The following is an 18,859-nucleotide window of genomic DNA, read 5'->3' as shown; positions in this document are numbered from 1 at the left end:
CACGATGCATGGCCTGAGGGCGGGCTGATCGCGCGCTGTCCGAGCGCTGTCCGCACCGGCAGGCGCCGGAGCCCGCCGACCGCCAGGATGGACGCATGCCCCACCTCCTCCGAGCCCGCGCCGCCCTCTTCGACATGGACGGGACGCTCGTCGACTCGACGGCCGTCGTGGAGACCATCTGGGGCGCCTTCGCCGAGCGCTTCGCTCTCGACCACGACGCGGTGCTCGGCGCCGTTCACGGTGTCCGCGCCGCCGACAGCGTCCGCCGCTTCGCTCCGGCCGGCAGCGACGTCGACGCGATCGTCGCGGAGCTCGACGCGTACGAGCTCGAGCACACCGAGGGCACCGTCGAGATCCCCGGCGCGACGGCGTTCCTCGCCTCACTCCCCCGCGAGCGCGTCGCCCTGGTCACGTCCGCGAGCCCGGCACTGGCGGCCGCCCGTCTGGCCGCGGCGGGCGTCCCCTCCCCCGACACCGTCGTCACCGCGCACGACGTCGCGAACGGCAAGCCTGCTCCCGACGGCTACCTCGCCGCCGCGGCCCTGCTCGGAGTCTCCCCCGAGGACGCGCTGGTGTTCGAGGACGCCGAGGCCGGCATCCGGGCGGGTCTGGACGCCGGCATGCGCGTGATCGTCGTCGGGAGCCACGAGAGCTCGAGCACGCGGGGGCTGCCCCGGATCGCGCACTACTCCGACGCGCACGCCGCGCTCGAGGGCGACGAGCTCGTCGTCACCCTCGGCGGGCCTCAGTAGCGGATCGCGTCGATCACCTTCACCCGCACGGCGACGATCGCCGGCACCAGGCCCGCGAGCGCGCCGACGAGGGTCGCCGCCCCGAGCCCGAGCAGCGCCGCCTCGGCCGGGAAAGGCGGGATGTCGGCGATCCCGTTGTCCTGCACGAAGGCCACCGTCCACGGGTTGGTGACGAGGATGACCGCGACCGTCACGCCGACCACTCCCGCGACGACGGTCGCCACGACGCTCTCCATCATGATCGAGAAGAAGATGCGGCCGGAGGAGGCGCCGAAGCTGCGCCGGATGCCGATCTCGCGGATCCGCTGCCGGACGGTGACCAGGGCGATGTTGAGCAGTCCGAGCGCGCCGAGCGCCAGCACCAGGCCCGCCACGCCGCCGATCACCCAGGTCAGCACGCCGAAGGGGTCGGAGTCGTAGACCAGGTAGTCCTGCCGGTCGACCGACACCTCGAAGTCGGATCCCAGGGCGCCGGCCACGTCGCGCTCCACCGCCGCGGCGAGGGGCTCGGCCAGGTCGAGCGGCACCCACATCTCGTAGTTCGGCACGCCCTGCCCGCCGTACTGCGGGTCGGCGTCGCGGGCGACCGCCGGGTAGGCGTCCGCGAGCATCATCATCGACGGATCCGTCTCGAACTGCGAGGAGGGAGTCACGCCGACCACCACGCCCGTGACGTCGCGCTCGGAGCCGAGCAGGGTGACCACCGGGTGGGTGCGCAGATCCGGGCTCCCGATCCGCTCCCAGAAGCGCTCGTTGACGACGAGGGCGGGAGCGAGGCGCTGGGAGTCGCGGGCGGTGAACCAGGAGCCGTCCACGATCTTCAGCCGGTGCATCTCGGCGAAGGGCTGGTCGACCGCCTGCACCGCGACGTCGACGGCGCCGTCGGCGAACTGGACGCGCGCGCTGCCGTAGGTCGAGCGGCTCGCGTAGGTGATGGAGTAGCGCTCGAGCGCACCGGTCCACGCGGCCTGGAGTGCGTCGGCATCCACCTCGGCGGTGCCGGTGCCGGAGGGGTAGGCGGAGAGGAAGAGGCTCGCCGGGCGCCCGCTGGAGCGCTCGGCCTGCTCGATGCTGGCCTGGCGGGCGATGCCGCCGGCGGCGACGACCGCGGTCAGGGCGGCGACGGCCACCGCGACTCCGATCAGCGAGAGCAGCACGCGTCCGCGGTGGATCCGCAGCTCGGTCCACGCCTCGACGATCGCGCCGGCGATCCCGACGAGCGCGCGCATCAGAGGACCACCCCCTCGGCGACGGGGCCCGCATCCGCGGTCGAGCCCAGGCGGCCGTGGTCGAGCCGATAGTGGCGCTCGGCCCGCGCCGCGATGGCCGGGTCGTGGGTGATGGTGACCAGCGCGGAGCCGGACTCGCGGGCGATCTCGTCGAGCAGGCCCATCACGCTCTCGCCGGTGTCGGTGTCGAGGGCGCCCGTCGGCTCGTCGGCGAGGATCAGCCGCGGTCGGCGCACCAGGGCGCGGGCGATCGCGATCCGCTGCTGCTCGCCGCCGGACATGCGCCCGGGCATCGAGTCCACGCGGTGCCCGAGGCCGACGCGCTCCAGCATCTCGGCCGCGAGGTCGCGGCGGCGCCAGAACTCCGATCCGGTCGCGTAGAGCAGCGGCGTCATCACGTTCTCGCGGGCGGTCCGCCCCTCCAGCAGGTTGAACTGCTGGAAGATGAAGCCGATGCTGCCGCCGCGGATGCGCGCGCGGGCCCGCGAGGACAGGGTCTCGGTGGGAGCACCCTCGAGCAGCATCCGCCCCTCGGTCGGCTCGTCGATGAGTCCGAGGATGTTGAGCAGCGTCGACTTGCCGGAACCGCTGCGCCCCACGACCGAGACGTGGTCGCCCTCGCCCACCTCGAGATCGACGCCGTCGAGGATCGTCAGCGGCGGTGCATCGGGCAGCGGGACGACCTTGCGGATCCCCTCGAGCCGGAGGATGGTCACGAGCAGAAGACCGAGCCGTCGGGCTGCGCGATGCAGTCGCCGCCCAGCTGGACGTCGGGAGCAGCCTCCTCCGCGCCCGGGACGAACTGCAGGAGCTCGGCGCCCTCCTCCACTCCGCCGGTGATCTCGACGGAGCTGCCGTCGGTGAGTCCCAGCGTTACCGGGACCTCCTCGGTGCTGCCGTCGTCCGCCCGGCGGAACACGACGCCGGACTGGGCGGTGCCCTCGACCGCGGTGGTCGGCACGACGAGGACGTCCTCCGCCTTGCCTCCCGCGAGCGTCACCGAGGCGGCGAGCCCGGGGAACACGGTGACCTCCGTCGGCACCTGGCAGGTGAAGCTCGTGCCGGAGCCGCCGGTCGAGGTTCCACCGCCGCCGCCGTCCGTCGCGCCGCCGGTCGTGCCGCCCTCGCCGGCTCCGGCGAGAGGGGTGCTGATGGTGAGGTCGGTGCAGGTGAAGCCCGCGGGCCCGCCGGTGATCGCGACCTGCGCCTCCGTCGGCCGGTTCTGGATGCGGTAGAGCTGCTGCGCGTCGATCGTGCCGGTGACGGCGTAGCTCGGCGGCGCGACCTGTCCGGTCACCTCGCCGACCGTGACGGCCTGGTCGTGGATGACGCCGAGGGCGCTGAGGGTGCCGCCGGTCGCGGCGTAGACCCGCTCGAAGCGCACGGAGGGCTCCTGCTGGGTGAGGGTGACGGCGCCGTCCGGGCCGGTCGTCTCGACCGGGTCGCGCGGAGTCTCGACGCGGATGTCGTAGATGAGATCGCCCGACGCGACGGCCGCGCCCTGCTGCACGTAGACGTCGTCGACCGTTCCGGCCGCTGTCGCCTTCAGCGGCACGGCGGGGTCGGCGGCGACGGTGCCCTGGAGGGTGAGGTCGTTGGTGACCGTGCCGCGGGCGACCGTGACGGTCGGCTCGGTGATCTCACCGGTCGGCTGCGTCGGATCGGCCTCGGCCGCGCCGTCCGGGAAGAACGCGATCTTCACCAGGGCGATGCTCGCGGCTCCGATGATGACCATCCACACGATCGGGAACACCCAACGCCGAACCGCACCCATCAAGTCCCCCGACTCCGCTTCCAGGGCGCTCCGCCGTGGGGCGCCGGAGGCAGCCTATCCGGCGACGAGGTGGCGTTCCGGACCGTGGCGCGCCCGTCAGCCGGCGAGCGCCGCGACGATCGAGGCGACGCGGCGCGCCCTCGTCTCGGTGGCCTTCGCGCCCTCGACCGACGTGACGTGGGCCTTCCGCGCGCTGGGCGAGAGCGCGGCGAAGCGCTCCGCAGCGCCCGCCGAGGCCAGCGCGGACGCCAGGTCCTCCGGCACGACGACCTCGCGCGGCGCGGTGTCGAGCTCGATCACGACGTCGATCGCGTCACCGCCGGCGAGCTGCGTCTCGCGGCGCTTCTCGGCCGAGAACGGGATGAGCGCGCGTCCGCCCATCGCTCCGACCGTGCTGGTGAAGCGGTAGCCGTTCACCGTCACCGCGACGGCGGGACGCTTGCCGCCGCCGAGTGCCTCGAGGACCTCGGGCGGCACCTCGATGCCGGTGTTGTTGCCGATCTGGAAGAGCGTCGTGGTGAACTGCACGAGGCGATGATGGCACCGATTCCCGCGTGTCGCGCGGCCGATCGCTGTACTGACGCGGAGGGCCGTCGACTCGATCCTCGTCGACCTCCCGTTCACGGATCCGGAGCGCTCGAGGGCGTTCTCCACGGCGCTCGGCCGGACCCTGGATCCCCTTTTCAGCCCTGAATCCTCTGTTCAGCGACGACGCCGCCTGCTCCGTCGCCTCCGAGCACGTGTCCGCGATGCTCCTCCCGCACCCCTCCTTCTCGACCTCCAGGTCGAAGGAGATCATCGACGCGCGCTCCCAGGTGCAGGCCCTCTTCGCGGTGAGCGTCGGCAGCCGGAGGAGGTCGGCGAGGTGGACGGGAACGGGCCGGCCTCCGGCGGCGCCGAGCCGGTCGCGGTGCAGGACCTCGGCTCCATGCGGGCGCGCGGCCTCGAGGACCCTGACGGCCACGTCCGGGAGTCCCTGTACACCGATCCGGCCGCGGCCGAGGCCGGTCCGCCCCGGGAGTGAGGGTCGGCGCGCTCAGCAGGAGCGGGTGTCGGGGTCTCCGAGCGAGGAGCGCACGGCGTCGACCGTCATCCTGCCCTCGGGGTCGAGCCGGGCGAGCATGCGCGACATGATGTCGGCCAGCTGCGGGATCTGCTCGGCGTCGAGCGGATCGATGACGTCGGCCAGCACGGTCGCGACGTGACCGGGCGCCGTGTCGACGATCTTCTGGAGGCCGGCGTCGGTGAGCACCGCGTTCGTGGCGCGGCCGTCGGAGGCGCAGGGGCGGCGCTCGAGGTAGCCGCGGGCGACGAGGCGGGTCACCACGTGCGAGAGCCGGGGCAGGGTCGCGTTGGTGCGGGCGGCGAGCGTGGTCATCCGGAGGGCGCGGTCGGGCGCCTCGGACAGCATCGCCAGCGTCAGGTACTCGAAGTGCGTGAGTCCCGCGTCGCGCTGCAGCTGAGTGTCGAGGGCGCCCGGCAGCAGTTCCACGACCGCGATGAAGCGCAGCCAGGCGTCGAGCTGATCGGGCGTCAGCCAGCGTGTCTCGGGCGCACTCATCCCCCCACCCTACCCACTACTTGCCGCGACAAGTAAGTCCCCCGCGCCTCGTCGAGCCGCGTCCCGGGGCTCCGTCGGGAGGCCGACCCGCGCCAGCCCGATCCATACCATCCCCGCAAGCACCGCCCCCGAGGCGAACCAGCGATCCGCGTACCAGCGGATCGCTGTAGCCGAACGCCCCCCGCTCCTCAGAACGCACCCCGTCGCGAAGCCGACCGCGCCACACAGAATCCACACCATCCCCGCGAGCACCGCCCCCGAGGCGAACCAGCGATCCGCGTGCGAGCGGATCGCTGTAGCCGAACGCCCCCCGCTCCTCAGAACGCACCCCGTCGCCAAGCCGACCGCGCCACGCCCGTCAGGGACGGGCGTGGAATTCAACTCACAGCACGTCGTCGCTCAGATCGATCGGGTTGCCGAAGCGGTGGTTCGTGATCGAGATCGCCTGCTCGCGGAGGAAGGGCAGCAGTTCGACGCGGCCGGCGGGGGTGACCGGGTCGGCGTAGACGGCGGTGTCGAGGGCGCCGCCGAGGGCTTCGGCGAGGGCGGTCGCGAGGGGGACGCGGGATCCGTCGGCGCGGGTGAGCGGGACCGGCGTGCCCGTGCTGCCGCGGGTCATGCCGGCGACGACGTCGGTGAAGGAGCCGGTCGAGTCGTACGATCGGCGGACGACGGCCTGCTGTCCGTGCGTCGGGCTGCCGGGGGCCTGCGGGCCCGCGTAACCGTCGACGCGGTCGGAGACGATGTCGCCGATGATGCGGATGCGCGGCGCCGTGATGCGGCCGGCCGCGGCGCGCTCGAGCCACTGGGCGTCGGTCTCGACGACGATGCGCGGGACGAGGCCCGCCATCTCGGCGAGCTCGTCGCCGCCGAGCATCTCCTGGACCCGCGGCGGGAGCGGGAGGGACGTGGAGATGTCCATCCGGGAGCGGGTCAGCAGACCGGCGGCGATGACGCGGAGGAGCTCTCCGAGGTCGCCGCCGTCGGCCAGGCGCAGCGCGATCGGCACGCGGAGGTAGCGGAACAGGTTGCGCTCGACGCCGACCTTCGAGATGTCGGTGACGACTCCGAACTCGGTCGCCCAGGCGAGCTGGTCGGAGAGTGCGGAGCGGCGGAGCAGGTCGAACTGCTCGAACCGGAGCGAGGACTGGGCCGCCTCGATGAACTGGCGCGCGCGGTCGTCGAGGCCGCGCAGGTGCAGCGTCGAGGAGGAGCGCGCGGGCGAGGGCTTCCAGGAGCCGAGGCCGATGAGGTGGTTGGGTCCGCCCGCCTTCGCGCCGCCGCCGACGGACGAGCGCTTCCAGCCGCCGAAGGGCTGGCGCCGGACGATGGCTCCGGTGATGCCCCGGTTGACGTAGAGGTTGCCCGCCTCGACCGAGTCGATCCAGAGGGCGAGCTCGTCGGCGTGCAGGGAGTGGAGCCCGGCAGTGAGCCCGTACTCGGTGCCGTTCTGCATCCGGACGGCGTCCTCGAGGGTCGCCGCGTGCATGATCCCCAGCACCGGGCCGAAGAACTCGGTGAGGTGGACGTAGCTGTCCTCGGTGACGCCCTCGCGGATCCCGGGCGACCAGAGCGTGCCGCTCTCGTCGAGGCGCTGCGGCTCGACGAGCCACGACTCGCCTCCGCCGAGCGTGGTGAGCGCGTGCAGGAGCTTGCCGGTGGGCTCCTCGATGAGCGGCCCCATCACCGCCGACGGGTCGTCGGGCCGGCCGACGCGGAGCGACGTGACGGCGTCGACCAGCTGGGCGCGGAAGCGCTTGGAGCGGGCGACCGAGCCGACCAGGATCACCAGGGAGGCGGCGGAGCACTTCTGGCCCGCGTGCCCGAAGGCGCTGCGGACGATGTCGGCGACGGCGAGGTCGTAGTCGGCGTGGGGAGTGACGATGATCGCGTTCTTGCCGCTGGTCTCGGCCTGCAGTGCGAGGCCGGGCCGCCAGGAGCGGAAGAGGCGGGCGGTCTCGTAGGAGCCGGTGAGCAGCACGCGGTCCACGAGGGGGTCGGTGATCAGCGCCCGTCCCAGCTCCTCCTCGTCGAGGTCGACCAGGGCGAGGAGCTCCTGCGGGACGCCCGCGTCCCAGAGCGCCTCGACGAGCACAGCCGCCGAGCGGCGGGCCTGGGGCGCCGGCTTCACCACGACTCCGGAGCCGGCGGCGAGCGCCGCGAGGATCGATCCGGCCGGGATGGCGACCGGGAAGTTCCACGGCGGAGCGACGACGGTGACCCGCGCGGGGACGAAGGTGGCCCCGGTGACGGCGTCGAGCTCGCGGGCGCGGGTGGCGTAGTAGTGGGCGAAGTCGATGGCCTCGGAGACCTCGGGGTCGGCCTCGGCGATCGTCTTGCCGGTCTCGGAGGCCATCACCTCGATCAGGCGGTCGCGGTTCGCGGCGAGGACGAGGCCGGCGCGGTCGAGCACGGCCGCTCGGTCGTAGCCCAGGCGCTCGCCCCAGCGCTCCGCGCGGCGGGACACCGCGCGCAGCACCTCCTGGAGCTCCGCCTCGGTGCTCACGCGTGCGGCGTCGGCCGTGCCCGCTCCGATGGTCGACCCGGCGATGCGCTCGGTGATCAGGCGCGCCCAGCGTCGGTTGCCGGGGAGGGCGGGGTCGGTGTCGGGCTCGTTGTGGAAGCCCGCGGTCGCGGCGGCCGCACCGGAGCCGCGGCTGAGGCCGAGGACGGCCTGCGTCAGGCCCGCGGCGGCCGGGTCCTGCGCCCGCTCGCCGGCGCGGGCGTGCTCCTGCACGAGGCGGCGGCCGGAGCCGGAGGACCACTCCCGCAGGCGGTCCTGCGTGCGGTTCGGCGGCGGGACGGAGTCGTCGAGGGCCTCGAGCGAGGCGCGGAAGCGGCCGAGCTCCCGCTGCAGCACCTCCTCGTCGTCGAGGCGGAACGCGGCCGAGAGGAAGTTCTCGGGGCTGCTGTTCTCCTCGAGCCGGCGGATGAGGTACGAGATGGCCACGTCGAACTCGTGCGGGTGCACGACGGGCGTGTAGAGGAGGAGTCGTCCCACGTCCTCGCGGACGGCGCGCGCCTGCCCGGTCGCCATCCCGAGCAGCATCTCGATCTCGACCGCGCCGGTCACCCCGCGCTCGGTCGCCGTGAGCCACGCCCAGGCGAGGTCGAAGAGGTTGTGCCCGGCGACGCCCACGCGCACCGCGTCGACGCGCTCCGGCCGCAGCGCCCGGTCGAGCAGGCGCTTGTAGTTCGTGTCGGCCTCCACCTTGCTGCCGACGGTCGCGAGCGGCCAGTCGTGCAGGGCCGCGTCGACCCGCTCCATCGCGAGGTTCGCGCCCTTCACGACGCGCACCTTGATCGGGGCTCCGCCGCGGGCCCGGCGCTCCTGCGCCCACTCGGTCAGCTCGTCGAGCACGCGGACGGAGTCGGGCAGGTAGGCCTGCAGGACGATGCCCGCCTCGAGGTCGAGCATGCCCGGCTGCTCGAGGAGGCGCCGGAACACGGCGACCGTCAGGTCGAGGTCGCGGTACTCCTCCATGTCGAGGTTGATGAAGGTGGGGTCGGCTCCGGACGCGGCGGCCTGGTAGAGCGGGGTGAGCCGCTCCACGACGCGGTCGACCTCCTCCTCGAAGGCCCACATCGACAGCTGGCTGACGACGCTCGAGACCTTGACGCTGACGTAGTCGACGTCCGGCCGCTCGAGCAGGCGGAGGGTCCCCTCGAGGCGCCGGCGGGCCTCGCGCTCGCCGAGCACGGCCTCGCCGAGGAGGTTGAGGTTGAGCCGGTCGCCGCCCTCGCGCAGCGCGGCGACGGCCGCACCGAGACGCGCCTCCGAGGCGTCGACCACGAGGTGCCCGACGAGGCGGCGGAGGACCCGGCGGGCCGCGGGCACGACTACCCAGGGCAGCACGGGGCCGACGGCGCCGCCGGTGCTGATCGCGGCGCGCAGATAGGAGGGGAGGAAGGCGGGCGTCTTCGCGGTGAGCGCCGCGAGGTTCTCGGCCGCGACCGAGAGGTCCTCGGGCCGGGCGACGCCGTCGACGAACCCGACGGTGAAGTCGAGTCCGTTCGGGTCCTGGAGCACGCCCGCGAGCCGCTGGGCGGCGGGCTCGACCGGGAACTCGCCGCTGCGCGCGATCCAGCGGCGGACCAGGGACTCGACGCGCTCGATCATCGGGCGGTCGTCGACCTCGGGCTCGGCGGCGGCGGGCGCCGCGTGCTCCGACTCCGACGCGGCGTCGGGCCCGCGCACGACCTCGTCCTCAGGGTCGCGCACGACCTCGTCCTCTGCATCGGGCTCGCTCACGGCCTCGTCCTGAGCGTCGCGCACGACCTCGTCCTCGTCCTGAACACCGGGCTCGCGCAGGTCCTCGTCCTCAGCGTCGGACTCCTGCTCGTCCTGAGGCTCGGCCACGTCCTCGGACGCGGACTCCGGCGCCGGCACGACCTCGGCCCCGCTCACGGAGTCGCGCGCCTCACCGGCCTCGACCTCGTCGTCCGACCCCGTGCCGCCCTCCGGCGTCCGACCACCGATCGTCGCGTCGACCCCGCTCCGCACGGCCGCGTCGTCGGGCTCGCGCTCCGGGTCGCTGCCGGGCACACCTGGGGTCGTCGACTGCTGCATCCTCCGAGGCTAAGCCCGACCCGCCGCCCGGACGCGGCGTGACGCGGTGGTCGCGCCGACTCGCCCGCGAGCCGCCCCTGTGGAGGAGCGGATCAGTGCCGGCGGTGGTCCTGGATGGTCATCCGCGGGCCGTGCCGCGGCTTCCTCGCTCCGCTGCAGCCGATCAGCCGGATGACCCGCTGCCGGTGCCCGCGCCACGGCTCGAGGAGCTCGAGCATGCCGTCGTCGTCGACCCCGAGCCGGCCCGTGAGCGCGAAGCCGACGGCCGCGGCCAGGTGGTAGTCGCCCACGCTGACCGCGTCCGGATCTCCGTGGGCGCGCATCATCACCTCGGACGCCGTCCACGGCCCGATCCCCGGCACCGACTGCAGCCGGCGGGCGACCTCGTCGCCGCCCCGCCCGAGCGCGAGGGTCCGCTCGAGGCCGGAGGCGACGAGCGCGGCGGTGAGGACGGTCCGCGAGCGCCGCGGATCCACTCCCGCGCGGTGCCAGTCCCACGAGGGCACGCGCCGCCACTGCTGCGCGCTCGGAGCCACGTGCAGAGCGACCGGCCCCGGGGCGGGCTCCCCGTGGAGGCGCACCAGCACCCGGTAGGCGCGCCACGCCTCCGTGCTCGTGACCTTCTGCTCGAGGACCGACGGCGCGAGCATCTCGAACACCAGGTTCGCGCGCGTGAGGCGCAGGCCCGACGAGCGGCGGAGCACCTCGGCGAGCGGCGCGTGGGCCGACAGGTCGAGCCCGCTCCAGTCGTCGCCGTGGCCGAGGAGCTCGGGGACCGCGTCGATCAGCCACTCCGCTCCCCCGCCCCAGGCGCGCGCGTGGACCGCGCCGTCCGCCGCCTGCCGCAGGTGCAGCGTGCCCGGGCCGAGCGGCGTGCGGAACGCCCGCCAGAAGCCGGACGCGTCGAGGAGCATGGTCGGGTCGCCCGAGCCCCGCAGCAGCGTGCGGAGGGTGAGCGCGAGGCTCACGGGCTCCGACGGCGCGTAGACCGTCGCCCAGAAGGGCTCGGGAGCGGGGGCGGGGATCGACACGCAGTGATGCTAACCGGCGGCTCCGACACCGGATCGGACGCTCCTCCGCAGAACCCCCATCCACGACGTGTTCGGAGCGACACGCCCGGCGGATTGGTTCAGTCGGCGTGAACACATGCGCGGATCCGATCGCCCGTTTCCACTGGTCAGCAGGTCGGTCCCGGGCGTAGCTTCGCGCTGTCGCGGCGGCGCTCCAGCTGCCCGGCACCCGCCTAACACTGGAGATGCGCACATGTTCGACACGACCTTCATCCGCAACGCGATCGTCAAGAGCTCTGAGACCGCTCTCGACCGTCGCCGCTTCTTCGAGGCCACCGGCGTCGCCGGCCTCGGCATCGGAGCCGCGGCCCTCGCCGCGCCCACCGCCTCCGCCGAGGAGGTCGCTGCCAGCGGCCCCAGCGACGCCTCGATCCTCAACTTCGCCCTCAACCTCGAGTACCTCGAGGCCGAGTTCTACCTCCGCGCCGTCTACGGCACCGGCCTCGGCGGCTCGGACGTGACCGGCAAGGGCACGCCCGGCGGCGTCATCGGCGGCCGCCCCGTCGACTTCAAGACCCCGTGGCTGAAGAGCTTCGCCACCGAGGTCGCGAACGACGAGAAGGCCCACGTGCAGTTCCTGCGGGCCGCGCTGGGCACCGCGAAGGTGGCCCGCCCGGCGATCAACCTGAAGGACAGCTTCAACTCCGCCGCCGTTGCGGCGGGGCTGATCAAGGCCGGTCAGTCGTTCGACCCGTTCGCGAGCGAGTCGAACTTCCTGCTCGGCGCCTTCGTCTTCGAGGACGTGGGAGTGACCGCCTACAAGGGCGCCGCCCCGCTCATCCAGTCGAAGACCTACCTCGACGCGGCCGCCGGCATCCTCGCGGTGGAGGCGTACCACGCGGGCGCGATCCGCTCGGCGATCTACGCCGCCGACCTGTCCGACTCGGCGAACAAGCTCTCCGACGCGCGCGACAGCCTCGACGGCAAGACCGACCTCGACCAGGGCGTCAAGGTCAACGGCCAGGCGAACATCGTCCCGACCGACGGCAGCTCCATCGCGTTCAGCCGCACCCCGGGCCAGGTCCTCAACATCGTGTACCTGAACCCCGCGGCCGGCACGCGCACCGGCGGATTCTTCCCCCGCGGCGTCAACGGCGAGCTCGTCACGACCTAGTCCCACCAGCACAGAGCACGACGACGGGCCCTTCCTCGAGGCGGCGAGGAGGGGCCCGTCGTCGTCCGCGTGCACATCCGTTCACCGGGTCCTCTAACCTGAGCGGGTGAAGATCGGGATCCTGACCTCCGGTGGCGACTGCCCCGGCCTCAACGCCGTCATCCGCGGTGCCGTCTACAAGGGCATCAAGGTCTACGACCAGGAGTTCGTGGGCTTCCGGAACGGCTGGCGCGGAGTGGTCGACGGCGACCTCCTGCCCCTGGGCCGCCCCGAGATCCAGGGAATCGCCAAGCAGGGCGGCACGATCATCGGCACCAGCCGGACGAACCCCTTCGAGGGCGAGAACGGCGGCCCCGAGAAGATCGCCGAGATGATGGACCGCAACGGCATCGACTCGATCATCGCGATCGGCGGCGAGGGCACCCTGGCGGCGGCCAAGCGCCTCACGGACGCGGGCCTCAAGATCGTCGGCGTCCCCAAGACCATCGACAACGACCTCGGCGCCACCGACTACACCTTCGGCTTCGACACCGCCGTCGGCATCGCGACCGACGCGATGGACCGCCTCCGCACCACCGGCGACTCGCACGGCCGCTGCATGGTCGCCGAGGTCATGGGCCGCCACGTCGGCTGGATCGCCCTGCACTCCGGCATGGCCGCGGGCGCCCACGTCATCCTCATCCCGGAGAAGCGCACCTCCCTAAACCAGATCGTCGAGTGGGTGCAGAGCGCGCAGGACCGCGGGCGCGCACCGCTCGTCGTGGTCGCCGAGGGCTTCTCGCTCGACACGATGGACGACGCCCACTCCGAGCGCGGCCTCGACGCCTTCGGCCGGCCCCGCCTCGGCGGCATCGGCGAGCTGCTGGCCCCGCTCATCGAGGAGCGCACCGGCATCGAGACCCGCGCCACGACGCTCGGCCACATCCAGCGCGGAGGCACGCCCACCGCGTTCGACCGCGTCCTCGCGACCCGCCTGGGCATGGCCGCCATCGACTCCGTCGTCGCCGAGCACTGGGGCCGCATGGTCGCCCTGCGCGGCACCGACATCTACCACGTGGACTTCGCCGAGGCGCTCGGCACCCTCAAGACGGTCCCGGACGCCCGCTACGAGGAGGCGCGCACCCTCTTCGGGTAGCGCGCGCTCCCCGCGGAGCGGGTCAGCCCTTCGCGCCGTCCGGCGTCGCCGTGGCGACGATCTGCGCCCGCGCGAGGGTGTGGAAGTGCGCGTTGAAGCCGAGGATCGCCGGCGTCGACTCCGGATCGAGGTCGAGCGACTCGACGTCGAGGGCGTGCACCACGAAGAAGTAGCGGTGCTCGCGGTCCGGCGGCGCCGCTCCGACGAACTGGCGCAGCCGCATCTCGTTGGGCAGCGTCTGCGCGCCCGCCGGGAGCAGCTCGAAGCCGGCGGCTCCGGCTCCCGTGGGGAGCTCCGTGGTGTCGGCCGGGAGGTTGTAGACGGCCCAGTGCCAGAAGCCGGAGCCGGTGGGCGCGTCGGGGTCGAACACCGTCACGGCGAAGCTCTTCGTCTCGGCGGGGGCTCCCGACCAGCGCAGGTGCGGCGAGACGTCCTCCCCGCCGGAGCCCTCGCCGTAGTGGCGGGCGGACAGGGGCGCACCGTCGGCGATGTCGTCGCTCTCGAGCGCGAAGGTCGGCACCTCGCCGAGGCGGGCGTAGGGGTCGTAGGTCCAGTCGGACATCCGGTTTCTCCGTTCGGGAAGGGCGGGCGGGGGCCCGCGCCCTCAGCCTAGGAACCCGGCGGTGCGCGCCGAAGGGCTTGCGGAGGGGGTCAGGACCCGAGATAGCGCCCGGGCCGGTGGTTGAACGCCAGGACCAGGTTGAGCACCACCACTCCCGCCGCCGAGATCAGCACGTTCAGCGGAGGCACCACCAGCAGCGCGGCCGCGACCACGCACGCGTCGAGCGCCATCATCACGTAGCCCGCCCGCCAGCCGAGCCGCTCCTGCGCGATCAGGGCGACGATGCTGAATCCGCCCAGGCTCGACCCGTGCCGGAAGAGGATCAGGAGGCCGATCCCCGCGAGCACGTCGCCCGTGAGGACGCCGTAGACGGGCTCGATCCGCAGCTCGCCGAACGCCAGCGGGTGCAGGCCCGCCAGGACCGAGACCAGCACGATCGAGAACATGGTCCGCAGCGTGAAGCGCCAGCCCTTCTTCCACAGCGAGAGGGCGAGGAACGGCACGTTGACGGTGACGAGGATCACGCCGAACGGGATGTCGAGCGGGTACCCCAGCAGCAGTGCGAGACCCGCGGTGCCGCCCGTGACCGCCTGGCTCGCGCGCAGCAGGTAGAGGCCGAGCGACACGACGAACGCACCGGTGACGAGACCGAAGACGTCCTCGAGGCGGGAGTGCGGCACGGGGGCGGAGGCGTCGGGCACCCGACGATGCTGCCACACGCCGCGCCCCGGTCCGGACGTCCTCGTAGGATGTGCCGGTGCTGCCGAAGATCCTGCTGTTCTACCGCTTCGTGCCGCTGGCCGACCCCGAGTCCGTGCGGCTGTGGCAGCGCGAGCTGTGCGAGTCGCTGAGCCTGCGCGGGCGCCTGCTGATCTCGGAGCACGGGGTGAACGGCACGCTGGGCGGCGGGATGGACGCCCTGAAGCGCTACGTCCGCCGCACCCGTGAGCACTCGGCCTTCCACGGGCTCGAGGTGAAGTGGAGCGACGGCTCCGGCCTCGACGACGACGGCCGCAGCCTCGACTTCCCCGGTCTCTCGGTGAAGGTGCGCGACGAGATCGTCTCGTTCGGCGCGCCCGACGAGCTGCGGGTCGACGCCGACGGGGTCGTCGGGACGGCGCCGCGGCTCGACCCGGACCAGCTGGACGCCCTGGTCGCCGAGCGCGACGACGTGGTGCTCTTCGACGGCCGCAACGCCTTCGAAGCCGAGATCGGCCGGTTCGAGGGGGCGATCGTGCCGGGGGTCTCCAGCACCCGCGAGTTCGTCGAGCAGCTCGACGCCGGCGTCTACGACCACCTCAAGGGCCGGCCCGTCGTCACGTACTGCACCGGCGGCATCCGCTGCGAGGTGCTGTCGAGCCTGATGACGGCGCGCGGCTTCGGCGAGGTGTACCAGCTCGACGGCGGCGTCGTCCGCTACGCCGAGGCGCGGCGCGACCGCGGGCTGTGGAAGGGGGCCCTGTACGTCTTCGACGGCCGCGGCTCCGTCTCCTTCTCCCCCGACGCCGAGGTGCTCGGCCGCTGCACCTCGTGCGCCGCGCCGACCAGCCGGATGCGCAACTGCACCGACCTCTCCTGCCGCGCCCAGCTCGTGGTGTGCGCGGACTGCGATGCGGCGGCCTGCGCCGCGCACGCGGGCCCTACGCTCGTGCCATGAGCATCGAAGCGCGCGGACGCACCCTCGTCGACCTCCACACCGCCCCCGAGCTGCTGCAGGTGGTGAACGTCTGGGACGTGATCAGCGCGACCACGGTCGCCGCACTCCCGGAGACCCGGGCGCTCGCGACCGCCAGCCACTCCATCGCGGCGGCGTTCGGCTACGAGGACGGCGAGCGGATCCCGCTGGAGCTGCACCTCGGCATGATCGAGCGCATCGTCGCCGCCGCCGAGGTCCCGGTCTCGGCCGACCTCGAGGCGGGCTACGGCGACGCGGGCGAGACGGTCCGGCGCGCGATCGGGATCGGCGTCGTGGGCGCGAACCTCGAGGACCAGGCGAAGCCGCTCCCGGAGGCGCTGCGGGCGGTCGAGAAGGCCGTCGCCGCGGCCGAGGAGGAGGCGGTGCCCTTCGCGCTCAACGCCCGCACGGACGTGCTCCTCCGCGCCGGCGACCGCGACCGCGATGAGGTCCTGGCCGACGCCGTCGAGCGCGGCCGCGCCTACCTCGACGCCGGCGCCACCTGCTTCTTCGTCCCCGGGCTGCTCCAGGACGCCGAGCTGGAGTCCCTGGTCGCCACCCTCGGGCGGCAGCGCGTCAGCGTCATCGGCGTCCCCGGATCCCAGTCCCCCGCCCGCTTCGAGGAGCTCGGGCTGGCCCGCGTCTCCTACGGTCCGTGGACGCAGCGCGTCGCCCTGACGGCGCTCCAGGACGCGGCCGCCGCCCTCTACTCCGGCGGATCGCTGCCCGAGGGCACCCGGCCCCTGAACTGACCGCCCGGCCGCGGGCCCGCGGGCGTAGCGTGGGCCCATGTACCGAGCCATCGTCGTCGAGCGGCACTCCGACTCCGACACCGACACCCCCAACCGAGCCCGCCTCCTCGAGCGCGACGACCCCGACCGCTCGCACGGCGACGTGTCGATCGCCGTCGAGTACTCGAGCGTCAACTACAAGGACGCCCTGGCGCTGGCGGGGCGGCCCGGGATCGTTCGCCGCACTCCGCTCGTCGCCGGCATCGACCTGGTCGGCACCGTGGAGTACGCGGACGGCGAGGCGGGCGAGCGCTTCGACTCCGGCGACCGGGTGGTGCTCAACGGCGCCGGCCTCGGCGAGCGCCACGACGGCGGGCTCGCCGAGCGGGCGCGTGTCGACTCCGCGTCGCTGCTCCGGCTGCCCGGCGCGATCTCGGCGGCACGGGCTGGAGCGATCGGCACCGCGGGCTTCACGGCGATGCTGGCCGTGCTGGCGCTCGAGCGGCACGGCGTGCGGCCGGGCAGCGGTCCCGTCCTGGTGACGGGGGCCTCGGGAGGCGTGGGGTCGCTCGCCGTCGCGCTCCTGGCGCGCCTGGGCCACGAGGTCGTCGCCTCGACCGGCCGGCTCGGCGAGCACGGCGCTCTGCTCCAGCGCTTGGGCGCCTCCGACGTCATCGACCGCGCCGAGCTGCAGGAGGGCGGGAAGCCGCTGCAGTCCGAGCGCTGGGCGGGAGCGGTGGACTCCGCCGGCTCGCACACGCTCGCGAACGCCCTCGCGCAGACGCGGTGGGGCGGGTCCGTGGCAGCATGCGGTCTCGCGCAGGGGCCGGACCTGCCGGTGAGCGTGATGCCGTTCATCCTGCGCGGAGTGACGCTGGCCGGCATCAACTCGGTGGAGGCGCCGCGCAAGCTCCGCGAGGAGGCCTGGCGCCGCCTGGCTCACGACCTCGACCTGGAGCTGCTCGACGAGCTGACGACGACGGTGCCGCTCGGCGGGGCGGTCGACGCGGCCGAGGACGTGCTCGCCGGCCGCTCGCACGGTCGGACTGTGGTGGACGTCCGCGCCTGACGGTTCGGCCTCGCCGGAGGGCGTCCGCCCGCCTCGAGCGTGGAGGAGGGGGCGCCCCGGCCGGCGCTGCGGGGCGGCTGCTCGTGCGGCGGTGCGCTACTCCGCAGCCTCGGTGGCGCCGCTCGGCTCGGCCGACGCGTGACCGACGGAGGAGTCGGGGCGCGCGGCGCGGGGCTTCGCCGGCGTGCGGGGCTTCGGCGCGGGCTTCGCGGCCGGCCCCGGCTTCGCGGGGGCGGGCTCGGCGGACTCGGATCCGGCGGGCTTCGGCTCGGCGGGCTTCGATCCCGCGGACTTCGGCTCGGCGGGCTTCGGCTCCGCGGGCTTCGGCTCGGCGGGCCTCGGCTCCGCGGGCTTCACCGGGGCTGCGGACTCGATCGGCTCGGAGCCGATGACGTCCACGGGCGCGGATCCCCCGGACCCGGCCGGCGTGCTCGCGGCGGTCCGAGCACTCGTCTTCGGAGCGGCCTTCGGAGTGGCCTTCGGAGTGGCCTTCGGGCTCTTCGGAGCGGCCCCCGCTGCTGACTCCGTCGGAGCCGCGACGTCCTCCGCGGCGCCGTCCGCCTCCGGAGCCGCGGTCGCCGCTGCCGCCGCGCTCCCGCCGCTCGCAGCCTCCCGGCCCTCGACCACCGTCGCCGGACCCGCCGCCTCCGCGGCCACGGCCGCGGCCTCCGCCGCCTTCGCCTTCTTCTTCGCGCGCTTCTCCGCGGCGGCCGCCTGGGCCCGCTCCGCCTGCTCGGCGACCTCGGGGACGATCACGAGGTCGTCGGTCTCGATCACGGGGATCGCCGCGGTCGTCGTCCCCAGCTGGAGGGCCGCGATCAGCTCGGGAGCGTGCTTGGTGCTCACGATCAGGCGGGAGTAGTCCTCGTCGACCAGGTCGATCACGACGGCCGAGGCGGTGCGCTTGATCAGCAGGAAGTCCTTGCCGCCGTGGAACTTCCACGTGCCGGCCGCGAGCGTGAGCGGCACCGCGGTGCCCGGCGCGCGGATGCCCCGCACCCAGATCCAGGGGTCCTCGGTGACCGTCGCCGAGCGGATGCTCGACCGGTCGACGACGACGTCGCTGCGGTGGAACGCGAGCAGTCGCTCGGCCGCGGTGAGGCGGAGTTCGAGGCGGTCGGGGAGCACGGTCACGACGGGCATGCCTCTAGTCTGCCCCGCCGCCCGCCGCCGGGTCAGCGCCGGATCGCACAACGATGCCCCGCCGCCCGCGTGGGTGGCAGCATGGTCGGATGCCGATGGATCCGGACGAGGCGCGCCTCCTCGACGCACTGCTGGCCGAGCGGCAGGCCGAGACGCGCGACGAGGCGGCCCGGCTCGAGGCCTCGCTGGCCGAGCTCCTGCGCGACCGTGCCGACGGCACCGCCGATGACGAGCACGACCCGGAGGGCACGCCGCTCTCGGCCGAGTGGTCGCGGATGGCCGGAGTCCGCGACGCTCTCGCCCGCACGGCGCGCGAGCTCGACGCCGCTCGCGCCCGCCTCGGCACCGGCGGCTACGGGGACTGCGCCTCGTGCGGGCGCCCGATCGGGGCCGCCCGCCTCGCCGCCCGGCCCACGGCCGAGCTCTGCATCGACTGCGCCCGTCTGGCGGAGTCGCGCATCCGCTGACGCCCTG

At 73.8% G+C, this 18,859-nt stretch carries 18 protein-coding genes; 8 read left to right on the top strand and 10 right to left on the bottom strand.

Going from position 1 to position 18,859, the window contains the following annotated elements; all coding sequences use genetic code 11:
• Positions 1 to 95 precede the first annotated feature (95 nt).
• Entirely contained in the window at positions 96 to 752 is a 657-nt protein-coding gene (locus tag C5D04_RS02480; protein ID WP_104347173.1) for an HAD-IA family hydrolase, read from the top strand.
• Here C5D04_RS02480 and C5D04_RS02475 read toward each other — a convergent pair.
• The 4 genes from C5D04_RS02475 to C5D04_RS02460 form a co-directional block, all read right to left on the bottom strand.
• The gene (locus tag C5D04_RS02475; protein ID WP_104233103.1) at positions 746 to 1,981 is read right to left on the bottom strand and encodes an ABC transporter permease; all 1,236 of its coding nucleotides are present in this window, start codon (positions 1,979 to 1,981) and stop codon (positions 746 to 748) included. The genes C5D04_RS02480 and C5D04_RS02475 overlap by 7 nt on opposite strands.
• On the bottom strand, positions 1,981 to 2,697 hold the full coding sequence (locus C5D04_RS02470) for an ABC transporter ATP-binding protein (protein WP_104233102.1): 717 nt from the start codon (positions 2,695 to 2,697) through the stop codon (positions 1,981 to 1,983). The genes C5D04_RS02475 and C5D04_RS02470 overlap by 1 nt, the downstream gene beginning before the upstream one ends.
• The gene (locus C5D04_RS02465) at positions 2,694 to 3,716 is read right to left on the bottom strand and encodes an efflux RND transporter periplasmic adaptor subunit (protein WP_104246912.1); all 1,023 of its coding nucleotides are present in this window, start codon (positions 3,714 to 3,716) and stop codon (positions 2,694 to 2,696) included. The genes C5D04_RS02470 and C5D04_RS02465 overlap by 4 nt, the downstream gene beginning before the upstream one ends.
• A 135-nt stretch (positions 3,717 to 3,851) precedes the next feature.
• Positions 3,852 to 4,283: a YdeI/OmpD-associated family protein gene (locus C5D04_RS02460; RefSeq protein ID WP_104314415.1), complete on the bottom strand. Its 432-nt coding sequence runs from the start codon at positions 4,281 to 4,283 to the stop codon at positions 3,852 to 3,854.
• Between the two features lie 337 nt (positions 4,284 to 4,620).
• Between C5D04_RS02460 and C5D04_RS18105 the strand changes: the two genes are divergently transcribed.
• Entirely contained in the window at positions 4,621 to 4,779 is a 159-nt protein-coding gene (locus C5D04_RS18105; protein WP_181133514.1) for a hypothetical protein, read from the top strand.
• Between the two features lie 12 nt (positions 4,780 to 4,791).
• Here C5D04_RS18105 and C5D04_RS02455 read toward each other — a convergent pair whose 3' ends face one another.
• The 3 genes from C5D04_RS02455 to C5D04_RS02445 form a co-directional block, all read right to left on the bottom strand.
• Complete coding sequence (locus C5D04_RS02455; protein ID WP_104233099.1) at positions 4,792 to 5,316, bottom strand: MarR family winged helix-turn-helix transcriptional regulator; 525 nt, start codon at positions 5,314 to 5,316, stop codon at positions 4,792 to 4,794.
• 382 nt (positions 5,317 to 5,698) lie between these two features.
• Positions 5,699 to 9,436 carry a proline dehydrogenase family protein gene (locus C5D04_RS02450; RefSeq protein ID WP_104257692.1) on the bottom strand — a complete coding sequence of 1,246 codons (3,738 nt, stop codon included), beginning with the start codon at positions 9,434 to 9,436 and terminating at the stop codon, positions 5,699 to 5,701.
• Positions 9,437 to 9,978: 542 nt separating this feature from the next.
• Complete coding sequence (locus tag C5D04_RS02445; protein WP_258068819.1) at positions 9,979 to 10,917, bottom strand: DNA-3-methyladenine glycosylase; 939 nt, start codon at positions 10,915 to 10,917, stop codon at positions 9,979 to 9,981.
• Positions 10,918 to 11,149: 232 nt separating this feature from the next.
• Between C5D04_RS02445 and C5D04_RS02440 the strand changes: the two genes are divergently transcribed.
• Both C5D04_RS02440 and C5D04_RS02435 read left to right on the top strand, forming a co-directional pair.
• On the top strand, positions 11,150 to 12,070 hold the full coding sequence (locus tag C5D04_RS02440; RefSeq protein WP_104222865.1) for a ferritin-like domain-containing protein: 921 nt from the start codon (positions 11,150 to 11,152) through the stop codon (positions 12,068 to 12,070).
• 106 nt (positions 12,071 to 12,176) lie between these two features.
• A complete protein-coding gene (locus C5D04_RS02435) occupies positions 12,177 to 13,205 on the top strand; it encodes a 6-phosphofructokinase (protein WP_104226151.1) in 1,029 nt (342 codons plus the stop codon).
• Positions 13,206 to 13,227: 22 nt separating this feature from the next.
• On the opposite strand, the gene C5D04_RS02430 is transcribed toward C5D04_RS02435, so the two are convergent.
• Positions 13,228 to 13,767, bottom strand: a complete 540-nt coding sequence (locus C5D04_RS02430; RefSeq protein ID WP_104222867.1) for a YbhB/YbcL family Raf kinase inhibitor-like protein — start codon at positions 13,765 to 13,767, stop codon at positions 13,228 to 13,230.
• Between the two features lie 89 nt (positions 13,768 to 13,856).
• Positions 13,857 to 14,468, bottom strand: a complete 612-nt coding sequence (locus C5D04_RS02425; protein WP_244230588.1) for a YitT family protein — start codon at positions 14,466 to 14,468, stop codon at positions 13,857 to 13,859.
• A 56-nt stretch (positions 14,469 to 14,524) separates the two neighbouring features.
• On the opposite strand from C5D04_RS02425, the gene C5D04_RS02420 reads away from it, so the two are divergent.
• From C5D04_RS02420 to C5D04_RS02410, 3 genes are read left to right on the top strand one after another with little or no spacing between them, the layout of a single operon-like run.
• Positions 14,525 to 15,424, top strand: coding sequence for a rhodanese-related sulfurtransferase (locus C5D04_RS02420; RefSeq protein ID WP_104347172.1), 900 nt, complete (start codon positions 14,525 to 14,527; stop codon positions 15,422 to 15,424).
• The gene (locus tag C5D04_RS02415; protein ID WP_104347171.1) at positions 15,421 to 16,194 is read left to right on the top strand and encodes an isocitrate lyase/phosphoenolpyruvate mutase family protein; all 774 of its coding nucleotides are present in this window, start codon (positions 15,421 to 15,423) and stop codon (positions 16,192 to 16,194) included. Before C5D04_RS02420 ends, C5D04_RS02415 begins: the two co-directional genes overlap by 4 nt.
• A gap of 37 nt (positions 16,195 to 16,231) precedes the next feature.
• Complete coding sequence (locus tag C5D04_RS02410) at positions 16,232 to 17,242, top strand: MDR family oxidoreductase (protein ID WP_104347170.1); 1,011 nt, start codon at positions 16,232 to 16,234, stop codon at positions 17,240 to 17,242.
• 96 nt (positions 17,243 to 17,338) lie between these two features.
• Here C5D04_RS02410 and C5D04_RS18810 read toward each other — a convergent pair whose 3' ends face one another.
• Positions 17,339 to 18,385, bottom strand: coding sequence for a hypothetical protein (locus tag C5D04_RS18810; protein ID WP_308471765.1), 1,047 nt, complete (start codon positions 18,383 to 18,385; stop codon positions 17,339 to 17,341).
• Between the two features lie 89 nt (positions 18,386 to 18,474).
• On the opposite strand from C5D04_RS18810, the gene C5D04_RS02400 reads away from it, so the two are divergent.
• Positions 18,475 to 18,852 carry a TraR/DksA family transcriptional regulator gene (locus C5D04_RS02400; RefSeq protein ID WP_258060010.1) on the top strand — a complete coding sequence of 126 codons (378 nt, stop codon included), beginning with the start codon at positions 18,475 to 18,477 and terminating at the stop codon, positions 18,850 to 18,852.
• Positions 18,853 to 18,859 lie beyond the last annotated feature (7 nt).

Source organism: Rathayibacter sp. AY1D2 (genome assembly GCF_002932695.1).
In the GTDB taxonomy this organism is placed as follows: Bacteria; Actinomycetota; Actinomycetes; order Actinomycetales; family Microbacteriaceae; genus Rathayibacter.
The sequence above is the reverse complement of the archived record's forward strand: the minus strand, read 5'-3'. Positions and strand labels throughout refer to the sequence as shown.